At 68.8% G+C, this 18,132-nt stretch carries 17 protein-coding genes; 7 read left to right on the plus strand and 10 right to left on the minus strand.

All coding sequences use genetic code 11. The features are described from left to right. Positions 1-5 precede the first annotated feature (5 nt). A complete protein-coding gene (locus RQP53_RS20315) occupies positions 6-578 on the minus strand; it encodes a YbhB/YbcL family Raf kinase inhibitor-like protein (protein WP_315652517.1) in 573 nt (190 codons plus the stop codon). Between the two features lie 95 nt (positions 579-673). After that, positions 674-1,453, minus strand: a complete 780-nt coding sequence (locus RQP53_RS20320) for a helix-turn-helix transcriptional regulator (protein ID WP_315652518.1) — start codon at positions 1,451-1,453, stop codon at positions 674-676. A gap of 107 nt (positions 1,454-1,560) precedes the next feature. Between RQP53_RS20320 and proC the strand changes: the two genes are divergently transcribed. The 3 genes from proC (at position 1,561) to RQP53_RS20335 (ending at position 4,040) form a co-directional block, all read left to right on the plus strand. Continuing rightward, positions 1,561-2,388, plus strand: a complete 828-nt coding sequence (gene proC, locus RQP53_RS20325; protein WP_315652519.1) for a pyrroline-5-carboxylate reductase — start codon at positions 1,561-1,563, stop codon at positions 2,386-2,388. A 171-nt stretch (positions 2,389-2,559) separates the two neighbouring features. Next, positions 2,560-3,390 (plus strand): alpha/beta hydrolase, encoded by an 831-nt coding sequence (locus RQP53_RS20330; protein WP_315652520.1) that lies wholly within the window; start codon positions 2,560-2,562, stop codon positions 3,388-3,390. 113 nt (positions 3,391-3,503) lie between these two features. Further along, the gene (locus tag RQP53_RS20335; RefSeq protein ID WP_315652521.1) at positions 3,504-4,040 is read left to right on the plus strand and encodes a chorismate--pyruvate lyase family protein; all 537 of its coding nucleotides are present in this window, start codon (positions 3,504-3,506) and stop codon (positions 4,038-4,040) included. A gap of 10 nt (positions 4,041-4,050) precedes the next feature. Here RQP53_RS20335 and RQP53_RS20340 read toward each other — a convergent pair whose 3' ends face one another. From RQP53_RS20340 to ubiA, 3 genes are all read right to left on the minus strand, one after another. Further along, complete coding sequence (locus RQP53_RS20340) at positions 4,051-4,890, minus strand: substrate-binding periplasmic protein (RefSeq protein ID WP_315652522.1); 840 nt, start codon at positions 4,888-4,890, stop codon at positions 4,051-4,053. Between the two features lie 54 nt (positions 4,891-4,944). Then, positions 4,945-5,733 carry a substrate-binding periplasmic protein gene (locus RQP53_RS20345; protein ID WP_315652523.1) on the minus strand — a complete coding sequence of 263 codons (789 nt, stop codon included), beginning with the start codon at positions 5,731-5,733 and terminating at the stop codon, positions 4,945-4,947. Positions 5,734-5,872: 139 nt separating this feature from the next. After that, positions 5,873-6,781, minus strand: coding sequence for a 4-hydroxybenzoate octaprenyltransferase (gene ubiA / locus RQP53_RS20350; protein ID WP_315652636.1), 909 nt, complete (start codon positions 6,779-6,781; stop codon positions 5,873-5,875). A 195-nt stretch (positions 6,782-6,976) separates the two neighbouring features. Here ubiA and RQP53_RS20355 point away from each other — a divergent pair, with 195 nt between their 5' ends. Both RQP53_RS20355 and RQP53_RS20360 read left to right on the plus strand, forming a co-directional pair. Next, on the plus strand, positions 6,977-7,588 hold the full coding sequence (locus RQP53_RS20355) for a LysE family translocator (RefSeq protein ID WP_315652524.1): 612 nt from the start codon (positions 6,977-6,979) through the stop codon (positions 7,586-7,588). A 111-nt stretch (positions 7,589-7,699) separates the two neighbouring features. Further along, on the plus strand, positions 7,700-8,422 hold the full coding sequence (locus RQP53_RS20360) for a YebC/PmpR family DNA-binding transcriptional regulator (RefSeq protein ID WP_315652525.1): 723 nt from the start codon (positions 7,700-7,702) through the stop codon (positions 8,420-8,422). Between the two features lie 13 nt (positions 8,423-8,435). Here RQP53_RS20360 and RQP53_RS20365 read toward each other — a convergent pair whose 3' ends face one another. Next, entirely contained in the window at positions 8,436-9,362 is a 927-nt protein-coding gene (locus tag RQP53_RS20365) for a helix-turn-helix domain-containing protein (RefSeq protein WP_315652526.1), read from the minus strand. Between the two features lie 112 nt (positions 9,363-9,474). Between RQP53_RS20365 and RQP53_RS20370 the strand changes: the two genes are divergently transcribed. After that, complete coding sequence (locus RQP53_RS20370) at positions 9,475-10,398, plus strand: DMT family transporter (protein WP_315652527.1); 924 nt, start codon at positions 9,475-9,477, stop codon at positions 10,396-10,398. On the opposite strand, the gene mnmH is transcribed toward RQP53_RS20370, so the two are convergent. Continuing rightward, the gene (gene mnmH / locus RQP53_RS20375; RefSeq protein WP_315652528.1) at positions 10,326-11,378 is read right to left on the minus strand and encodes a tRNA 2-selenouridine(34) synthase MnmH; all 1,053 of its coding nucleotides are present in this window, start codon (positions 11,376-11,378) and stop codon (positions 10,326-10,328) included. The two genes, RQP53_RS20370 and mnmH, sit on opposite strands and share 73 nt — an antisense overlap. 65 nt (positions 11,379-11,443) lie before the next feature. Between mnmH and selD the strand changes: the two genes are divergently transcribed. After that, a complete protein-coding gene (gene selD, locus RQP53_RS20380) occupies positions 11,444-12,493 on the plus strand; it encodes a selenide, water dikinase SelD (protein WP_315652529.1) in 1,050 nt (349 codons plus the stop codon). Positions 12,494-12,503: 10 nt separating this feature from the next. On the opposite strand, the gene RQP53_RS20385 is transcribed toward selD, so the two are convergent. The 3 genes from RQP53_RS20385 to RQP53_RS20395 all read right to left on the minus strand — a co-directional run bounded on the left by RQP53_RS20385 (position 12,504) and on the right by RQP53_RS20395 (position 18,038). Continuing rightward, on the minus strand, positions 12,504-14,210 hold the full coding sequence (locus RQP53_RS20385; RefSeq protein ID WP_315652530.1) for a hypothetical protein: 1,707 nt from the start codon (positions 14,208-14,210) through the stop codon (positions 12,504-12,506). Between the two features lie 98 nt (positions 14,211-14,308). Then, positions 14,309-15,160 carry a caspase family protein gene (locus RQP53_RS20390; protein WP_315652531.1) on the minus strand — a complete coding sequence of 284 codons (852 nt, stop codon included), beginning with the start codon at positions 15,158-15,160 and terminating at the stop codon, positions 14,309-14,311. Positions 15,161-15,239: 79 nt separating this feature from the next. Then, positions 15,240-18,038, minus strand: coding sequence for a CHAT domain-containing protein (locus RQP53_RS20395; RefSeq protein ID WP_315652532.1), 2,799 nt, complete (start codon positions 18,036-18,038; stop codon positions 15,240-15,242). Between the last annotated feature and the right edge of the window lie 94 nt (positions 18,039-18,132).

Below are 18,132 nucleotides of genomic sequence, written 5' to 3' on the forward strand. Positions count from 1 at the left end.
CAGCCTTAGCGCCCGGCCGGGCGGCCGTAGTGGGCGCTGAAGCTGGCGCTGCCCAGGCTGTTGGCGCGGATCATGTAGCCGGCCAGCGCGGCGGTGGCGTCAGCCGGGACCTCCAGCCGGGCCAGCTTCAGCGCATGGATGGTGAAGATGTAACGGTGTGGCTTGTCGCCCTGCGGCGGGCAGGTGCCGCCCCAGCCGGCGAAGCCGTAGTCGATGCGCACCTGGCGGGCGCCCTGGGGCAGCCGGGCATCGCCGATGGCACCAGCGCCGGCGGGCAGGGCCTGGGTCTCGGCCGGCAGGTTGATCACCGACCAGTGCCACCAGCCGGAGCCGGTCGGCGCATCGGGGTCGTAGACGGTGATCGCATAGCTTTGCGTGCCGGCCGGGGCGTCGCGCCATTGCAGCGCCGGCGAGCGGTTTTCGCCCGTGCAGCCGAAGCCGTTGAACTCGAAGCGGGCCGGCATGCTGCTGTCGGCAGCAATCTCGGGGCTGCTCAGCTGAAAGCCGGCTGCCTGGCTCAGCGGGCTGATCGCCAGCAGCAGGGCAGGGAGAAGGGCGAAATGGTGAAGGCGTGTCATCGTGCTCAGGGCTATGCAGTGAAACAAGGCCTGCATCTTGGCCGCTGAGGCGTTCGCGCATCAGCCCGGATGTGTCAATCGCTGTGCGCGAGCGGTCAGCTGGGCTCAGGCCGCAGCGTCGACGGCGCAAAGCCGAAATGGGCGCGAAAAGCGGCCGAGAATCGGCTGTGCGAGTCGTAGCCGCAGCGCGCGGCGATCTCGGAGACGCGCAGCTGCCCGGCCTGCAGCAGGGCCAGGCCGGCCTCCAGCCGCAGCTCGCGCACGCAGCGGCTGACGCTGCTGCCTTCCTCGGCCAGGCGGCGTTGCAGCGTGCTGGCGCTGCAGTGGAAGGCGGCGGCAATGGTTTGCACGTCCCAAGGGGCGTGCGGACGCTGGCTGACGAGGCGATGGATGCGGTCCTGCCAGCGCAGCGGCGTGTGGCTGGAGAACACCAGGCCACGCTCGGCCAACAGCAGCAGGACCTCCTGCACGCGGTGCTCGCGCAGGGCCGCCGAAGCCCGCTCGTCCTGCAGCGCGCTCATCGCATGGTTGAAGCTGGCCGCGAAGGCGGCATCGGCGCTGCTGCACGCGCTGCGCTGCACGGGTGCCAGCGCGGCAAACTGGCCGAAGCGTTGATGAAAGCGTTCAATGAGCTCCTGCGGGCAACTGATCATCCGGGCCTCATAGACACCGCCGGCGAGTGCCTCGTTGAACATGTCCCACTGCGTCCCGCGGGGCAGCAAGAAGACTGCGCCACTGTCGAATCGCTGTTCGCCCTGCGGCGTGAGCAGACGCTTGTGGCCGGACAGCACCCAGCCGATCAGGTCATCGCGGACCTGGGCGGTGCGGACGCGGTGCGAGACGCGGGTGTAGACGAACTGGGCGGCGGCGTTCATCGGGGCATGGCGGACACAGGGCAGGCCATTGTCGGCGCTGGCAGACGTTTCGTGCCGGCGAGCCCGGCCTACACTGGCGCCGAACACCAAGCAGCAACTGGCAGCCCATGACTCAGTCCTCCTACCCCCTCATCGCGTTTATCGGCGGCGGCAATATGGCCAGCGCCATCATCGGTGGCCTGCTGCGTGCCGGCCGGCCGGCCGAGTCGCTGCTCGTTGTCGAGCCCTATGCGCCGCAGCGCGACAGGCTGGCGGTCGAGTTTGCGCAGCTGCCCGTGCTGGCGGCGGCGGACGCATCATTGGCGCGGGCGGCGCTGGTCGTCTGGGCGGTGAAGCCGCAGCTCTTTGCCGAAGCGGCGGCAGCCTGCGCCAGCCATGTCGATCAGGCCTTGCAGCTCTCGGTGATGGCCGGTGTGCGGGTCGGCGCGATCGCTCGCGCCAGCGGCGCCGAGCGTGTCGTGCGCAGCATGCCCAATACGCCGGCGCTGATCGGCCAGGGCATCGCCGGGCTGTATGCCAACACGGCGGTCAGTGCCGACGATCGCGTCCTGGTCGAGCAGGTGCTGGCGCCCACCGGCCGCACGCTGTGGGTGGAACAGGAAAGCGATCTGGACGCGGTGACGGCGCTGTCCGGCTCCGGGCCGGCCTACTTTTTCTATGTGGTCGAGGCGATGAGCGCGGCCGGGCAGCAGATGGGCCTGAGCGAGGCGCAAAGCCGTGAACTGGCGCTGGCCACCTGTGCCGGCGCAGCCGCGCTGGCGCTGCAATCCGGCGAATCGCCGACGCTGCTGCGCGAGCGCGTCACCTCCAAGGGCGGCACCACCCATGCAGCGATCAGCAGCCTGCAGGCCGATGGCGTCGGCGCGGCGGTGCAGCGCGCCGTACTGGCGGCCCAGCAGCGCGCCCGCGAGCTGGGCGACGAGTTCGGCAGCTGACATGGAGCCCCTCGTCCAAGGTTCACCTTGGCCGGTCCCCCGAGGGGACGGCGATGCTTGCCGGCGCGACCGGCAAGCACATCGCCAGAGCGTGCCGGCTTGGGAGCGGCCCTGCGCTCGGCCCGCAGAGTCTTTGACGCGCTTGCAGCGCCTGGGGAGCGTGGGGAAGAGATGAAGTCGTTGAGGTATTGCCAGCTGGGCCTGGCGCTGTTGTTGCTGCTGGCTGGCGGCGCTCATGCGGCCGGCTGTGGTGAGCGCGTGCTGATGGCCAGTCATGGCGGCACGCAGATGGCTTATGCGCTGGCGGCGCCCGAGGCGGGCCCTGCGCGGGCCGTCGTCGTGCTGCTGCCGGGCGGTGGCGGTCACGCCAAGCTGGGCGCCGACGGCTGCGCGCGGGCGCTGACGGGCAATGTGCTGGTGCGCATTCAGCCGCAGCTGCGTGCGCAGGGGCTGGTGACGGTGCTGGTCGATGCGCCGAGCGACTATCAGGGCGAGGACGGTCTGGCCGGCTTTCGCGAGGCCAGTGCCCACGCCGAGGACATCGGCCTCTTGATCCGGCAGCTGCGTGAGCGCCTGCCGGGTCTGCCCGTCTGGTTGCTTGGTACCAGCCGCGGCACCATCTCGGCTGCCAACGCGGCGGCGCGGCTCAGCGGCCCGGCGGCGGCCGATGGGCTGATTCTCAGCTCGGTGCTCAGCCAGGGGCAGGCACAGGCGCGCAAGGCCTGGGTGGCGCAGAGCGTGTTCGATCTGCCGCTGGAGGCGATACGCCAGCCGGTGCTGCTGCTCGGCCACCGCAGCGATGGCTGTCAGCGCTCGCCGCCGGCCCTGCTGCCCAAGGTGGCGGCCCGGCTGAGCGCGGCCGCGCGGCTGCAGCAGCAGCTGATCGAAGGCGGCCCGCTGGGCGAGGGCAGCGAGGCCTGCGAAGGCCGCTCGCCGCACGGCTATATCGGCCAGGAAGACGAGCTGATCGCGGCGATGCGCGATTTCATGGCCTTGCCCTGATTGCCCAGCCGCGCTGCATACACTGGCGGCCTGGCCAGAAAAAATCCAATGAATGACGAGACGATGGCTGCCGGCAAGGCAAGGTTGATGTGGGCATAGCAACACGAAGCAGCTTGCGCGACTGGCTGCGCGCGCCCGGCAGCCTGAGCCGGCGGCTGGCGCGGCTGGGCCAGCGCTTCGAGGTCCAGGTCTTGCGGCAAGAGGTGACCCCGCTGCGCGCGCAGGAGCGCCGTGCGCTGGGCATGCCGCGGCGCGGCTGCACGGTGGTGCGCGAGGTGCTGTTGCGCGTCGATGGCCAGCCGCTGGTCTGGGCCCGTTCGGCCCTGCATCAATCGGCGCTGGCCGGGCCCTGGAAGGCCTTGAAGGGGCTGGGCTCGCGGCCGCTGGCCCATCTGCTCTACGACGATCCGCGCATCAGCCGCAGCGTGCTGCAGCCGCGCCGCCTGGCTCGCCATGGCCACACACGGCGGCAGATGCAGCGCCAGTGGCTCGTAGCCACCGGCGTGCCGGCCTCGGCGCAGATGCTGTGGTCGCGCAACTCGGTGTTCAGCCGTGGCGGCGCCCAGTTGCGTGTGATGGAGCTATTCGTGCCGGAACTGGCGCGCTACCCGGTTGGGGTGGTGAAGAAGCAGCGGCGGCTGGCGCGCTGAATACCGGTGCTCAGCGAGTCGCGGCCGGCAGGTGGCGAGCCAGCAGCTTTTGCAGTTCGCCGCTGTGCTGCATCTGCCGCAGCTCGTCGTTGACCAGCGCCTGCAGCGCCGTGCCGGCCGGCTGCTGCGCGGTGAACAGCATGTAAAACGGTTCCGGCGTGGCGCCGGGCAAGGGCGCCCAGGCCAGATCGGGGTCGTCCTGCAGCTGCAGCACGCCGGTCTTGGCCAGGCCCAACATGGGCTCCAGCCCTTCGACGAGCAGATCGACCCGGCCCAGTCGCAACATGCCGAACAGCGCTGGATAGCTGCCGGTGCGCTGCATCCGTTCGCGCAGCTCGGCCGGCACGCGCGGGTAGGCATAGCCGCGTATGCCGCCCAGCACATAGCGGCCCAGCTCGGCGCTGCTGCTCAGCTGCAGGCCTTGCGGGAAGCGGCTCTTCAGGTAGAAGTAGTGCGCCAGCGTCGTGTAGTAGGGCTCGGAGAGCAGGTAGTCGCGGCGGCGCTCGGCGTTGACGGTGGCGCTCATCAGCATCTGGAAGCGTTGGCCCTCGCGCACCTCCTGCAAGCAGCGCTTCCAGGGCAGCAGCTCGATCGTGTGGCGGATCTGATGGCGCTGAAAGATGGTTTGCAGCAACTCCACCGAAAAGCCCTGCAGGCGCTTGCCGGGCTGGCCGCCGATGCGCTCGTAGTAGCTGAAGGGCGGCCATTCGTTGGCGTCGTCGCAAACCCGCACGTCCTCGGGCAGCGGTGGCGCGGCGCAGGCGGGCGGCAGGTTCAGCAGCAGGCCAGTGAACAAGCCGGCTGCAGCGAGACGCCGCCCCATCACGCTGCCGAGGGATCGAATACGCATTGCCGCCACGATATCGCCGCTGCGGCATGGCGTCCACCGCGACGCGAGGCCGTCTCAGGGCGCCAGATAACGGGCCAGCCGCCGGTCCAGCTCACCGCTGGCCTGCATCTGCTGCAGCTCGGTGTTGAACAGCGCCTGCAGTGCCGCGCCGGTGGGGCGCTGGCGGGTGAACATCAGGTGGTAGACCGAGGGCGCCACGCCGGGCAGCGGCGCATAGGCAATCGCCGGCTCGCCGGGCAGCTCGATGGCGCCGGTGCGGGCCAGCCCCTGCATGGCTTCGAAGTCTTCGACCAGCAGGTCCACCCGGCCCAGCTGCAGCATGCGGAACAAGGAGCTGTAGTTGCCGGTGCGCAGCATCTGCTCGCGAGCCGTGGCCGGCAAGGCCGGATAGGCGTAGCCGCGCACGCCGCCCATGGTGTAGCCCTGCAGCTCGCTGCTGCTCTTGAGCTTGAGCCCCTTGGGATAGCGCCGCTTCAGATAGAAGTAGTAGCTGTGCGTCTGGTGATAGGGCAGCGAGAGCAGGTACTCGGCCTCGCGCTCGGGGGTGGCGGCTGCGTTCAGCAGCATCTGGTACTGCCTGCCCTCGCTGACTTCGCGCAGGCAGCGCTTCCAGGGCAGCAGGTCGATCTGGACGCTGATGCCGTGCTTGGCGAAGATGGACTTGACCAGATCGACCGAGAAGCCGCGCAGCTCCTGGCGGCCGGCCTCGCGTTGCAGATAGCTGTAGGGCGGCCACTCGTTGGCGTCGTCACAGACGCGTATGGTCTGGCCCGCCAGCGGCGCCGCGGCAGATGCTGGCTGGGCCATCAGCAGGGCCAGAGCGGTGATCAGCAGTGTCTTCATCCAGCTCGTTGGCTGCGTGCCTGGCGCTAGTGCCGGCCCCCAACAGGCCGACAGGAAGACACGATGCTACTTGCTGAAGCTGGCAGTTGATTGACAGGCCTTGCGCCTGCGTTCGCCAGCCCGAGCTGCCGCAAGCGCATCAGCGCAGCGACAGATCGGCCACGGTGCCGATAAACACGGCGAAGCCCAGCCAATGGTTCTCGCGGAAGGCGCGGAAGCAGCCGTCGCGGCTGCGGTCCTTGATCAGCTGGTAATGCCAGAGCACCTGCAGCGCGGCCGCGCCAATGCCGGCCAGGTACAGGCGACCCAGGCCCAGGCGCAGGCCCAGGGCCGTCCAGCCGGCCAGATAGAGGGCGTAGAAGGCCATCACGGCGCGTACATCCCAGCGGCCCAGCGTCAACGCCGAGGTCTTGATGCCGATCCTGATGTCGTCATCGCGGTCGACCATCGCGTACTCGGTGTCGTAGGCCAGCACCCAGAACAGATTGGCCAGCAGCAGCGCCCAGGCGCTCTTGGGCACGGCGGCGCCGATGGCGGCCAGGCTCCACTCGCTGCCGCCCAGCGCGGCCGAGAAGGCCATCGGGATGCCGAAGCTGAAGGCCACGCCCAGAACAGCCTGCGGCATATTGACCACGCGCTTGGCATAGGGGTAGAGGCAGGCCACGGCCAGCGCGGCGAATGACAGCAGGATGGTTGGCGCGTTGCACGTGAGCACCAGGCCGAAGGCGGCGAGGGCAAGACCTGCCCCCAGCAACAGCGCCTCCTTCACCGACACCGCACCGCTGGTGACCGGGCGCTGCGCGGTGCGCTTGACGTGCTTGTCGAAGTCGCGGTCGGCCACGTCGTTGACGCAGCAGCCGGCCGAGCGCATCAGAAAGGTGCCCAGCGTGAACACCAGCAGCAGGTGCCAGCCCGGCCAGCCATCGGCCGCGATCCACAGCGCCGACAGCGTGGGCCACAGCAGCAGCCAGGTGCCAGCCGGGCGGTCCCAGCGGATCAGGTTGAGGTAGAGCTGGAGGCGGCTGGGCTGAGGCGCGACGGCATTCATGCCGGCATTGTCGCCGGGCTGCAGCCGGCCGGCGGGCATGACGTAAACGTCATCACTGTGTCGAAAACCGGCGCCGCCTGTGTTGCTCGTTTAGCGGTACAGATAGGTGAACTGTGCTGCCATCTGTATTGGTGCTGTATTGGTATTTGGCCTCACACTGGGCCCTCGTCTGGAACCTGCACAAGGAGTTGCCCCATGGATGCCTCGACCCTCTTCGCCGTGATCGCCTTTGCGACGGTCACCTCCATCACGCCGGGGCCGAACAATATGATGCTGCTGGCCTCGGGCGTCAATCACGGTTTCAGGGCCAGCTGGCCGCATATGCTGGGCATCAGCATCGGCTTTGCCGTCTTGCTGCTGGCCACGGCGCTGGGCCTGGGCGCGCTGATGCAGCAATGGCCGACGCTGAGCCTGCTGCTCAAGACCGGCGGCGGCGCCTATCTGGTCTGGATGGCGTGGCGGCTCTGGCAGGCCGAAGCGCCGCGGGGTACCGAGACCGCCGCCGCGGGGCATACACGGCCGCGGATGGGCTTCTGGGCCGCGGCCGCGTTCCAGTGGGTCAATCCCAAGGCCTGGATGATGGCGCTGGCCGCGGTGGCCGGCTTTTTGGTGCCGGGCGCGCCCTGGTGGTCTGGACTGCTGCTGGCCCTGGTCTGCGGCCTGGTCAACCTGCCCTGCATCGCGCTGTGGGCCTATGCCGGCGCGCGGCTGGCCCGCCAGCTGGCCGATCCGGCGCGGCGGCGTGTCTTCAATGCGGTGATGGCCGTGCTGCTGCTGGCCAGCCTGTGGCCGATGCTGCGTGCCTGAATCGCCGGGCTTGCGCCGCATCACCGGCTTGGGCGCCGAACAGGTGTATAAGCCCGCACCGGCGCGAGTAATCAGGCTCAGGAGCTGCCGGCAGCAACAAGGAAGACAACGATGGGCGCACAGTGGAAGGCCAAGCACAAGGACATCGCGGCCAATGCCAAGGGACGGATGTTCACCAAGCTGTCCAAGGAAATCATGCAGGCCGCGCGCAACGGCGCCGACCCCGACATGAACGCCCGGCTGCGCATGGTGGTCGAACAGGCCAAGAAGGCCTCGATGCCGCGTGAGACGCTGGAACGCGCGATCAAGAAGGGCGCCGGCCTGCTCGGCGAGGCGGTCAACTTCGAACGCGTCACCTACGAGGGCTTTGCGCCGCACCGGGTGGCGGTGATCGTCGAGTGCCTGACCGACAACGTCAACCGCACCGCGCCGGAGATGCGCGTGCTGTTCCGCAAGGGCCAGCTGGGCGTCAGCGGCTCGGTCAGCTGGGATTTCGACCATGTCGGCATCATCGAGGCCAGCCCGCTGCAGGCTGATGCCGACGCCGAACTGGCCGCCATCGAGGCCGGCGCGCAGGATTTCGAGCTGACCGAGGCGGACGAAGACAGCGGCGCGAGTGCCGGGGCGCAGTTCTACACCGATGCGGCCGACCTCGATCTGGTCTGCCGCGCGCTGCCGGCCCAGGGCTTCAATGTCGTCTCGGCCAAGCTCGGCTACCGGCCCAAGAACCCGGTCACGCTGGGCGCGGCCGAGCTGGAAGAGGTGGAAGCCTTCCTGGCCGCCATCGACGCCAATGACGATGTGCAAGAGGTCTATGTGGCCTTGAGCGCTTGAACGGCGCCTGAGCTTAGCGCTGCGCCGCGGCGCGCAGCTGGCCCGGCGTCAGCGCAAAGGCGCGGCGCACCTGCCGGTTCAGATGGCTGGCGCTGGCATAGCCGCAGCGCCGTGCCACCTCGCCCAGCGGCGGGCCATCGGCCTGCAGCAGCAGCTCGCGGGCGCGCTGCAGGCGCAGCTGGCTGATCCAGCCCTGCACGCTGCAGCCCATCGATACGCGGAACATCCGCGCGAAATGGAATTCCGACAGATGGGCCCGCGCGGCCAGCGTGGCCAGGCTGAGCGCCTCGGTCGGCGCGTCCAGATGGGCATCGATATAGGCCAGCAGCTCGCGCCGCACGGCGCTGCCCAGGCCGCCCTTGGGCCGCAGCGCCGCGCTGCGCTGTGCCGGGGTGGCGGCTTGCAAGAGCAGGCGGTCCAACGCCTGATGGCTGATGGCCTGAGCCTGCATGCGCTGCAGCGGGTCCTGCCAGTCCAGCGCCGCGATCTGCTGGGCCCAGCCGGCCAGGGCTTCGTCCTGCGCAAAGATGCGCGTCTGCAGGCTGAAGCTGCGCGGCTCGGCGTCGAGCAGGCGCACCACGCGATCGGCCCAGGCGCTGCCGCTCCAGTACAGATGGACAAAGCGCTGCGGCGCGCCGATGTCCCAATGCGATTCATGCTCGGCCGGCAGCAGGCAGTGGCAGCCCGGTGAGCCATGGCTGCCTTGCAGGCCGCGCGCCTGGGTCTGCCAGCCGCCTTCGAGATAGACCGACAGCGTGTGATGGCCGGGCTGCAGATAGCTGGTGTGGTCGTGCGCGTTGTGCCATTGCACCAGCTCCAGGCCGTCGCCCAGGCTGCTGCGCCGCTCGGCGCGGGCGCGCGAACGGGCCAGCACCTGGTCGACCCGTTGCGGGGTCGCGGCGGCGGCAGTGGGGGCGTGGGCGGGCCGGCGTGCGGACATGGCGCCATGGTAGCGAGGCCGGGCCGTCTGGCGCGCGGCCCTGAGCCTGGCCTGTGCAGCAAAGCGCAGGATCGTGCAATGAATGGGCGCCGGCAGCGGCGATGCTGGCGCCATGAATGCTTTGCTCTATGTGTTGGTGGTGCTGATCTGGGGCACGACCTGGATCGCGCTGAAGTGGCAGCTCGGGGTGGTGGCCATCCCGCTGTCGATCGCCTATCGCTTTGGCCTGGCGGCGCTGATCCTCTTCGCCTGGCTGGCCTGGCAGCGGCGCTTGACGCCGCCGCGTGGCCGCGCCGCGCTGTGGGTGCTGGGCCAGGGCCTGTGCCTGTTCTGCTGCAACTTCGTCTGCTTTTTGCAGGCCAGCCAGACCCTGGCCAGCGGCCTGGTGGCGGTGGTGTTCTCCAGTGCCACGCTGTGGAACGCGCTGCTGGCCCGGGCGATTCATGGCCGGCGCCTGGCCCCACGGGTGCTGGCTGGCGGGGCCTTGGGCCTGACGGGCCTGCTGGCGCTGTTCTGGCCCGAGATCGGCCGCGCCGGTGCGGGCAGCCTGCAGGGCCTGGCCTGGGCGCTGGGCGGCACGCTGTGCTTCTCCTGCGGCAATCTGCTGTCGGCCGCGCTGCAGCGCCAGGGCCTGGCACCGGCGCAGACCAATGCCTGGGGCATGTTGGTCGGCACCAGCGTGCTGCTCGGCTACTGCCTGCTGGCCGGCGTGCCTCTCGCCTACGAGCCCGGCTGGCGCTACAGCGCCGCGCTGCTCTACCTGGCCGTGCCCGGCTCGGTGATCGGCTTCACCGCCTATCTGACCCTGGTCGGCCGACTGGGCCCCGAGCGCGCCGCCTATGCCACGGTGCTGTTCCCGGTGGTGGCGCTGAACGTCTCGGCCTGGGCCGAGGGCTACCAGTGGAGCGCCCCGGCGCTGCTGGGCCTAGGGCTGGTGATGGCCGGCAATGTGCTGGTGTTCGCTCAGCCGCGCGCAAGCAAGGCCGCGGCCAGCGCGCTGATGCCGGCCTCGTCCAGCGCCTCGGCGCGCAGCTGAGCGCGCGTGGCCCACTGGCGCAGGCGGCCGCCCTGGGAGCGGGCGTAGTGCGGGTCGTAGTGCAGCCGGGTCAGCTCGGCGAACAGGGGAGCGAGCTGGCGGCTGCGCGCCCAGTCCTGCCAGCGATTGACGACTTCATGCCCGTGGACGACGCGCAGCCTGTCAAGAATGGCGGCCAGCGCGGCCGCGTCATCACCGAGGTAGGCGTAGTCGCGCAGCAGGAAGGCTAGCCGTGCCGCCTCGCTGGCGACGATCTCGATGCAGGGGGCTTGATGCATGCGCTCCAGCAGCGGGTCGGGCAGGGTGATGCGGCCGATCTTGCGGCTCTCGGCTTCGATGAAGACCGGCTGGCTGAGGTTCAGCCGCATCAGCTGCTCGGCCAGCTGAGTCTCGAAGGCCTTTTGCGAGGGCTGGGCCTGGCCCGGCCAGGCGCCCAGCATCGAGCCCTTGTGGCGGGCCAGTGCTTCCAGGTCGAGCACCTGCGCGCCCTGCGCGGCGAGCGCCTGCAGCACGCGGGTCTTGGCGCTGCCGGTGGCGCCGCACAGCAGGCGCAGCTGAAGCCGCGGCGCCAGCGTGGCGATCTGCTCGATCACATGGCCGCGGTAGCGCTTGTAGCCGCCAGCCAGCTGCTGCGCATCCCAGCCGACCAGGCGCAGCCAGGCCACCATGGACCCGCTGCGCAGGCCGCCGCGCCAGCAGTACACCAGCGGCTTCCAGCCCGGCGGCTTGTCGTGAAAGACCTGCTGCAGATGACGCGCCAGATTGGCCGCCACCATGGCGCCGCCGACGCGCCGCGCCTCGAAAGCGCCTTGCTGCTTGTACAAGGTGCCGACGATGACGCGCTCCTCGTCACTGAGCACCGGGCAGTTGATCGCGCCGGGCAGATGATCGAGCGCGAACTCGGCCGGCGAGCGTGCATCGATCACGGTGTCGAACAGGGGCAGGTCGGCGATCTGGACCGGGCCGCGGGGAGGGCTCATGCGGCCCGATTCTGGCACGCTGTCGACGGTGACAATGCGGGCATTCCTCACCACACGGCAGCATGATGGACCCCATTGCCCTGACCCAGTTTTCCCACGGCGGCGGCTGCGGCTGCAAGATTGCACCGGGCCTGCTTGGCGAGATCCTCGCGCGGGCGCCGCAGGGCCTGCTGCCGCCCGAGCTGATGGTCGGCCTGGAGACCAGCGACGATGCCGCGGTCTACCGCTTGAACGACAGCCAGGCCCTGGTGGCGACGACCGATTTCTTCACGCCCATCGTCGACGACGCGCGCGATTTCGGCCGCATCGCCGCGACCAATGCGCTCAGCGATATCTATGCGATGGGCGGCACGCCCATCATGGCGCTGGCCCTGGTCGGCATGCCCATCGCCAAGCTGTCGCCCGAGGTGATTGGCCAGGTGCTGGCCGGCGGCGCCGAGGTCTGCCGCGAGGCCGGCATTCCGATAGCGGGCGGCCATTCGATCGATCTGCTCGAGCCCATCTACGGCCTGGTGGCGCTGGGCCTGGTGCACCCCGATCGGGTGCGCCGCAATGCCGACGGCCGTGCCGGCGATGTGCTGATCCTCGGTAAGCCGCTGGGTGTGGGCGTGCTGTCGGCCGGTTTGAAGAAAGGCCGGCTCGATGCGGCCGGCTATGCCGAGATGATCCGCCACACCACGCAGCTGAACCGCGTCGGCAGCGCGCTGGCCGGGCTGGATGGCGTCCATGCGATGACCGATGTGACCGGCTTCGGCCTGGCCGGCCATCTGCTGGAGATCTGCCGTGGCTCGGGCCTGGACGCGACGCTGCGTCTGGCTGACCTGCCCTTGATTCCGGCCGCGGTGGCGCTGGCCCGCGAGGGCATCGTCACCGGCGCCTCGGCGCGCAACTGGGCGGCCTATGGTGCGGCCGTCGATTGGCCCGCCGCGGCCGAGGACTGGCAGCGCGCGCTGCTCAGCGATCCACAGACCAGCGGCGGCCTGCTGGTCAGCTGCGCGCCCGAGGCGGCTGATGCCGTGCTGCAGGCCTTTGCCGCGGCGGGCTTCGCGTCAGCGCGGGTGATCGGCCGGCTGCAGGCGCCCAGCGCTGCTGCTGTGCGCCTGCGCTGCGGCTGAGCGGGCGGTCTCAGGGCCGTTCCACCTGCATGCCTAGTTCGACCTTGCCGGCGCTGTTGCTGCCCCAGATGCTGAGCAGGCCCGGCAGCGACAAACCGTAGGTATCGGCATAGGCCTGGGTGGCGGCAAAGTGATAGAAGCCCGGCAGCGGCTTGTTGATCGTGAACACCGCGCCGGCCTGTGTCGTGACCTGGGCCGTGGCGCTGTCGACTGTGATGAACTTGACCGTCGCGTCACTGAGCGCAGTGGCGCGGAAGGCGTCGTCGCCCTGCGTCGTGAGGCCTTGCAGGTGCCAGACTTGCAGGTCGCTGCCCGCGCTGGGCAGACTGAGTGTCTGCGTGCGGGCCAGCAGCGTGAAGCCGTCGCCATTGGGCTTGCCCCAGGCGATCAGCTGGGTGCCGTCACTGGCGCGGAAGGCGTGGCCGATACGACCGCCGGGCAGGCTCAGCTGCCCATTGGCATCGACGCTGAATTGCCCGGTTGTGCGACGGCTCGGGTCGCTGCAGTCGGCCGCCGCGCCCTGCACGGCGCAAGCTTGCAGAACGGCGCTGCCGTCTGCAGCCACGCTGACGCTGCCGATGCCGATGCGTGGCAAGGCGCTGCTGCCCTGTCTGTCCCACTCGACCAGATTCCATTGGCCGACCAGCGCGGCCATGGTGACGCGCTGCTTCGGCCAGATCAGGCTGGTGGCGCTGTCGCCATCGGCGTCGGCCGTCGTGCGCGCCAGACCAAGGTTCTCCTTGCCGAAGGCGATCTCGGCCTGCTGATGCCCCTGGCTGTCCAGTACCTCGAAGCGGCAGGCGGATGTGCTCGCTTGCAGCGTCATGGTGCCGAGCTTGTCGATGGCGGTCTTGGCAACGAAGTCCAAGTTCAATTCGATCGCATCGCCGCGCCGGCTGATCATCATGTAGCTGCCGCTGCGCAGCGTCGGGCAGTTGGCCACGGGTGGCGTGCCGAGCAGCTGGCTGACGGTCTGGCTGGCGGCGGCTGGATCGCTGGTCAGCAAGCGGTTGTTCAAGGCGGCCAGGCTGACCTTGGCGCTGCCGAGGCTGGCCATCAGCGTGTCCAGCTTCTGATCGGTACTGTCGCCGGGCGCGCTGCTGGAACTGCTGGCCTTGAAGGGCGTGGTGAGCGGGTCAATGCCGCTCAGATCGACGACTGGCTTGAGGGCGCTTTGGAGGGCACTCTTGGCGTCACTCAGGCGTGTGCCTGTCAGCAAGGCTGCCAAGGCCGCAGGCGTGTGATTGCTGAAGCCGGCCTGTGGCGTGCTGGCAGCACCGATCAATCGGCCCAGCAGGAGTTCGCTCAGCGGCGTGAGATTGGCGACCGCAGTGCCAGCGCCGCTGCCATCGGCCAGCGAGTGCAGTACCAGCTTGGCGTCGCTGCTGCTGACACGCAGCAAGCAGGGCAGCGTCGCGCCAGCGATCTTCAGCTCATAGCTTCCGTCAGTGCCGGTGCTGCCATTGGCGCTGCCGGTGGCGCATTTGGCCTCGACCTTGGCACCGCCAATGGCCAGTCCGGTTGCTGCCGTACCGTTCAGCTGAACACCGGCAAACGGTGTGGGGGTCGGAGTCGGCGTTGGAGTTGGAGTCGGCGTTGGCGTTGGCGTTGGCGTTGGAGCCGGGGTGGGGCTTGGGCTATCACCACCGCCACAGCCGGCGAGCAAGGCAGCGCTGAGGATGAGGCTGACGGGAATGGTTTTCTGGGCAAGGCGCATGGCGCAGATCTCCTTTGAGGACACAGGTATCGGCGCCAAAAGAGCGCCTGGCATCTGTGTTTGGAGTCGGTGGCGCCGGCTTTATCAGTGCTGAATCATCAGTGTTTACCCGTGTTGGCCAGCGCTCCAGAGAGCATGGGCAGCGGCTGGCTGCGCTGCTCCTGTTCATAACGCTGTCGTACAGCAGCCAGCAGGGCCTCGGGGTCCTTCATGCCAAGCTCAGGCAGCAGACTGGCCACATGCCAGGTGAACACACCGTGCATGCGAGCCTGGGCCAGATTGGCGCCCCTGGGCATCCATTCCTCCCGAACGCGCTCGTGGCTTCGCCCGGCAAACAACAGCACGCGGCCGTCCTGGCGGCCCCGGCTCTGCCTTGGCGCTGTCTTGGCGGAAGCGCCGGAGAGCTTCAGGCCCAGCTCGTGCGGGTGAATGGCGCGCTCATAGCCTGTGCTCGTGCTGCGTGTCATGCCCGCAGCGTGGCAGGTGTCGAACAGCGCCCAGACCACGGCGCCGCGGTCGACCAGGGCGTCGATCCAGGCGCCGATCTCATCGTCGACGATGGCATGAGCAATGCTGGCCTGGCTCCCGTGGCCATCCCAAGCGGCGACGTCGGCGGGCAGCAGCACTTCATCGAGGCCGTCCGGCTCGACGGGCAGTCGACCGGCCGGCTGCGGTTGCTGGCTGCCATGACCGGCAAAGTAGAACAGCAGACGGTCGCCGGGCGTGGTGTGCGCCAGCATGGCTTGCATGGCCGCCAGGATCTGCGCTCTGCTTGGCGCATCGACCAGCGTTTGAATGTGGGCCTCGGCAAAGCCCTGCTGCAACAGGGCGCTGCGCATCAAGGTGACATCATTGGAAGGACCGCGCAGCCATAGCCGTTGCGGCAGTTGCGGATAGCGATCCACACCGATCAGCAAGGCCTTGTCGGCCGCCTGGCTGGGTGCGGCCATGATCAGCACGACAAGGGTGAGCAGGTGCCACGAGAGCTGCAGCTTTGACAAGCACAGCAGGCGCCATATCTGATTCATTTCATTGGTACCAACTGTACGCAGCCCAAAAGTGCGGGTGCACGCCGGAATCATGGCGGTGCAATTGCAGCCAGGCCCGTTGCGCCTGCGCCAATAGCTCCGGGTCGAACAGGGCCTTGTCGATGGCCGCGGGCGGCAGTGTCGCGTAAAACTGGCTGATCCATTCGGCAGCGGCGCTATCGCTGACACGCCATTGGGTGGCCAGCACCTGACGGACACCGGCGTCCTGCAGTGTGGCGGCCAGGCCGTTCAGCCCCTGCCCCTGCTCGCGCGATGCGTCGTCGTTCAAGGCTGTATCGCAGGCGGACAGCACCGCCAATTCAACGCCCGTCCAGTGCAGCAGGCTCAGCTCAGAGAGACTGAGGGTGCTGCCGTCGCCGAGCAGCAGCGCGGATCGCTGTGGCCCAGCGGGATCAAGCGTGAAGTGACTGGCCAGGTGCACCAGGCGTGGTTCTTGCCGCAGCGCGCGGGTCAAGCTTTGCTGATTGAACGCTGCATCCTGCAACACAGTGGCGCCGGTGTGGGCCCGTAGCGCCGCCAGTTCCTTGGCGACACCAGGAAGTGACGCGTGCCTGCCGTGCGCCTGAGTGGTGCCGACGCCCAGCGCCGCGCCGCGCCCAGCGGGCGTGCTTCGGCTGGCAGCGCTGGCCTGGGAGCTGGCTCCGCGCTGGGCCAGCACATAGTCCTCGACGAGAAAGCGCTCGCCATCATGCAGCGCCGCCCAAGGCAGGTATCGCAACAGGTCGTCGCTTTGGATGCTCAGGCGCTCGACACCCACGGCTGCGTTCGCGAATTGCTTGCGCAAGGGCTCCAAGAGCTGTTGATGCAGCTGCTGCAACAAGGGGAGGGCGGCTGGATCGGCGCGTTCAAGGTTCTGGCGCAGCTGCATGATCTGGCGAGCCAGCTGCGCGCGGGTGGCGTGCAGCGCGAGGTGCGTTGGCGGCTGACCCGGAAGCTGCATCAACACCTCGACCGATTGAGGACGCACGAAATAGCGCAAGACGGCTTCGTCGGCTCGGAGCTGAGCGGGTAGCTGTTCTGACGCGGTCTCCGAGGATGCCAGCAGATCTTGGGACAGCAACACACGGCTGCGTTGCGCCGCTTGGCTGAGCGCAGCGGCGGCGTAAGGCGCTTGGACCGCCGCCAGATCGGGCAATGGAAGTTGCGCAGCGATTTGCTGCTCCATCGGTTCGGCTGCGGCCAGCAGATCGGCGCCGATCTCGTCGAGACGGCGGTTCCATTCCTGCTCGTTCGGACGCATGGTCGGCAGCCAGGCGCTGGGCCCTTGAACTTGGCGCCGACGACGCGAAAAGCTGCCAATCTCCTCGTCCTGCAGATAGTCCAGCGCCTGCTCGGCCTCTTTCAAGCGACCCTGGTCCAACAAGCTGACGACATAGGCGCGCAGATAAGGCTCGAAGCGCGCCAGACTGGCCCGTTGCAGTTCGGCGGGCCGCTGTCCCTGCCTGGATCGTTGCTGGGCCTGGATGCCGCGCTTGTAGAGCGCCACGGCCAGTGCGCCATCCTTGGCTGGCAGGCGGTGAGCGGTGTCGAACAACACCAGCGCCTCCTGCGCCGGGGCGCGTCCGGTGGCGGCAAGTGCCAGGGCACGCGACGTCGCCTCCATCGCTTGCTCGGGATGCAGCCGCGATTCGATCTGGTACCAAAGGGCGCGCTCGCCCTGCAAGGGGCCGGTCAGCAGCCTGAGATGGTCCTGCAGGGCGTGAAGTGCCCAGCTGACCGTGCCCTTGTCCTGCAGGCGCTCGGCCCCCAGCAGCAGCTCTTCCAGCGCAAAGTTCAGTTCGAAGTAGCTGGGGCCCATGGGTTCAAGCACGAGCCGAAGCCGCTGCAGTGCCGTGGCGTCGCCGCGATGCAGCAGTGCGATCTCGCGTGCGGCCAGTGCGGGCACGGCCTCGCGGCGCAAGGGATCCGAGCTTGGTGCGTCCGACCAGGTCTCAGCATCAGCCAAATCGGCGTGACGCAGGACGGCATCGAGGTCGCCCCGTGCCAGGGCCAGCAGGCTCAGATTGGTCGCGGCACGGGCGACACGTACCGGGCTTTGGCCTTGGCTTTGCCAGAACGCCAATACGGCTTGTTGCGCGGCATAGGCCTCGTCGATCTGCCCCAGCTCCTTCAGAGCCATGCTGCGCTCGCTGGCCAGCCAGGCGATGACCACCTCGTCGGCGCGCAGGCTGCTTTTCGCCAGCTGGTAGGCCGCGTCTATCAGCAGCCAGGCCTCCTGGGCACGACCGAGTCGGCGCAGTGCGACGCTGCGTCCACGCTGAAGCAACAGCATCGGTGAGGCGTCTGGTGGCAGGCTCAGCGCGAGGCGTTGCTCAAGTCGGTCAAACAGCGCTGGCGAGGGTTGGCCATAACAGCGCTCGACAAAGCTGCTCAGCAGCTTGAGCGCCCGATCGCGATGGACGACATCGCGCGGTGTGCTGCTGCTGGCCTGTGCCAACTGGGCATTCAAGTAGGCACCGGCCAGTGCTTCTGCCAGGGCTGGCTCGCCGATAGACATGGCGGAATGCCAGGCATCCGCGTACAGGATGGCCAATTGCTCGGGAACGGCCTGGAGCCGTGGCAACCAGCGCCTGAAGCTGCTCTCGACGTCCGCAGGGCCTGGTGCTGCGCCCGCCAGCGTTGCCCTGATCTCGCAAGCGCGCAAACTGCTGAGCACCAGTTCGGCCCGATCATCGGGCAGCAGTCGCAGCGCGACGGGCAGCAGCGGGGTCAGCATGTCTTGGCAAAGCTGGCCGTCGCTGTTGTGCGCGTGCCGGTAGGCCGTCATCAGCAGGCGCATCTCAGGGGAATCGCTTGCGGACAGACAGCTGCCGGGCGCTACAGTCGCCATCGCGCCGATCAGGGCGGACAAGAACAGGCCAGGGCCGACCGTG

Origin of the sequence: Roseateles aquae, from assembly GCF_032337115.1 — a bacterium.
Classification (GTDB): Bacteria; Pseudomonadota; Gammaproteobacteria; order Burkholderiales; family Burkholderiaceae_C; genus Roseateles_C; species Roseateles_C aquae.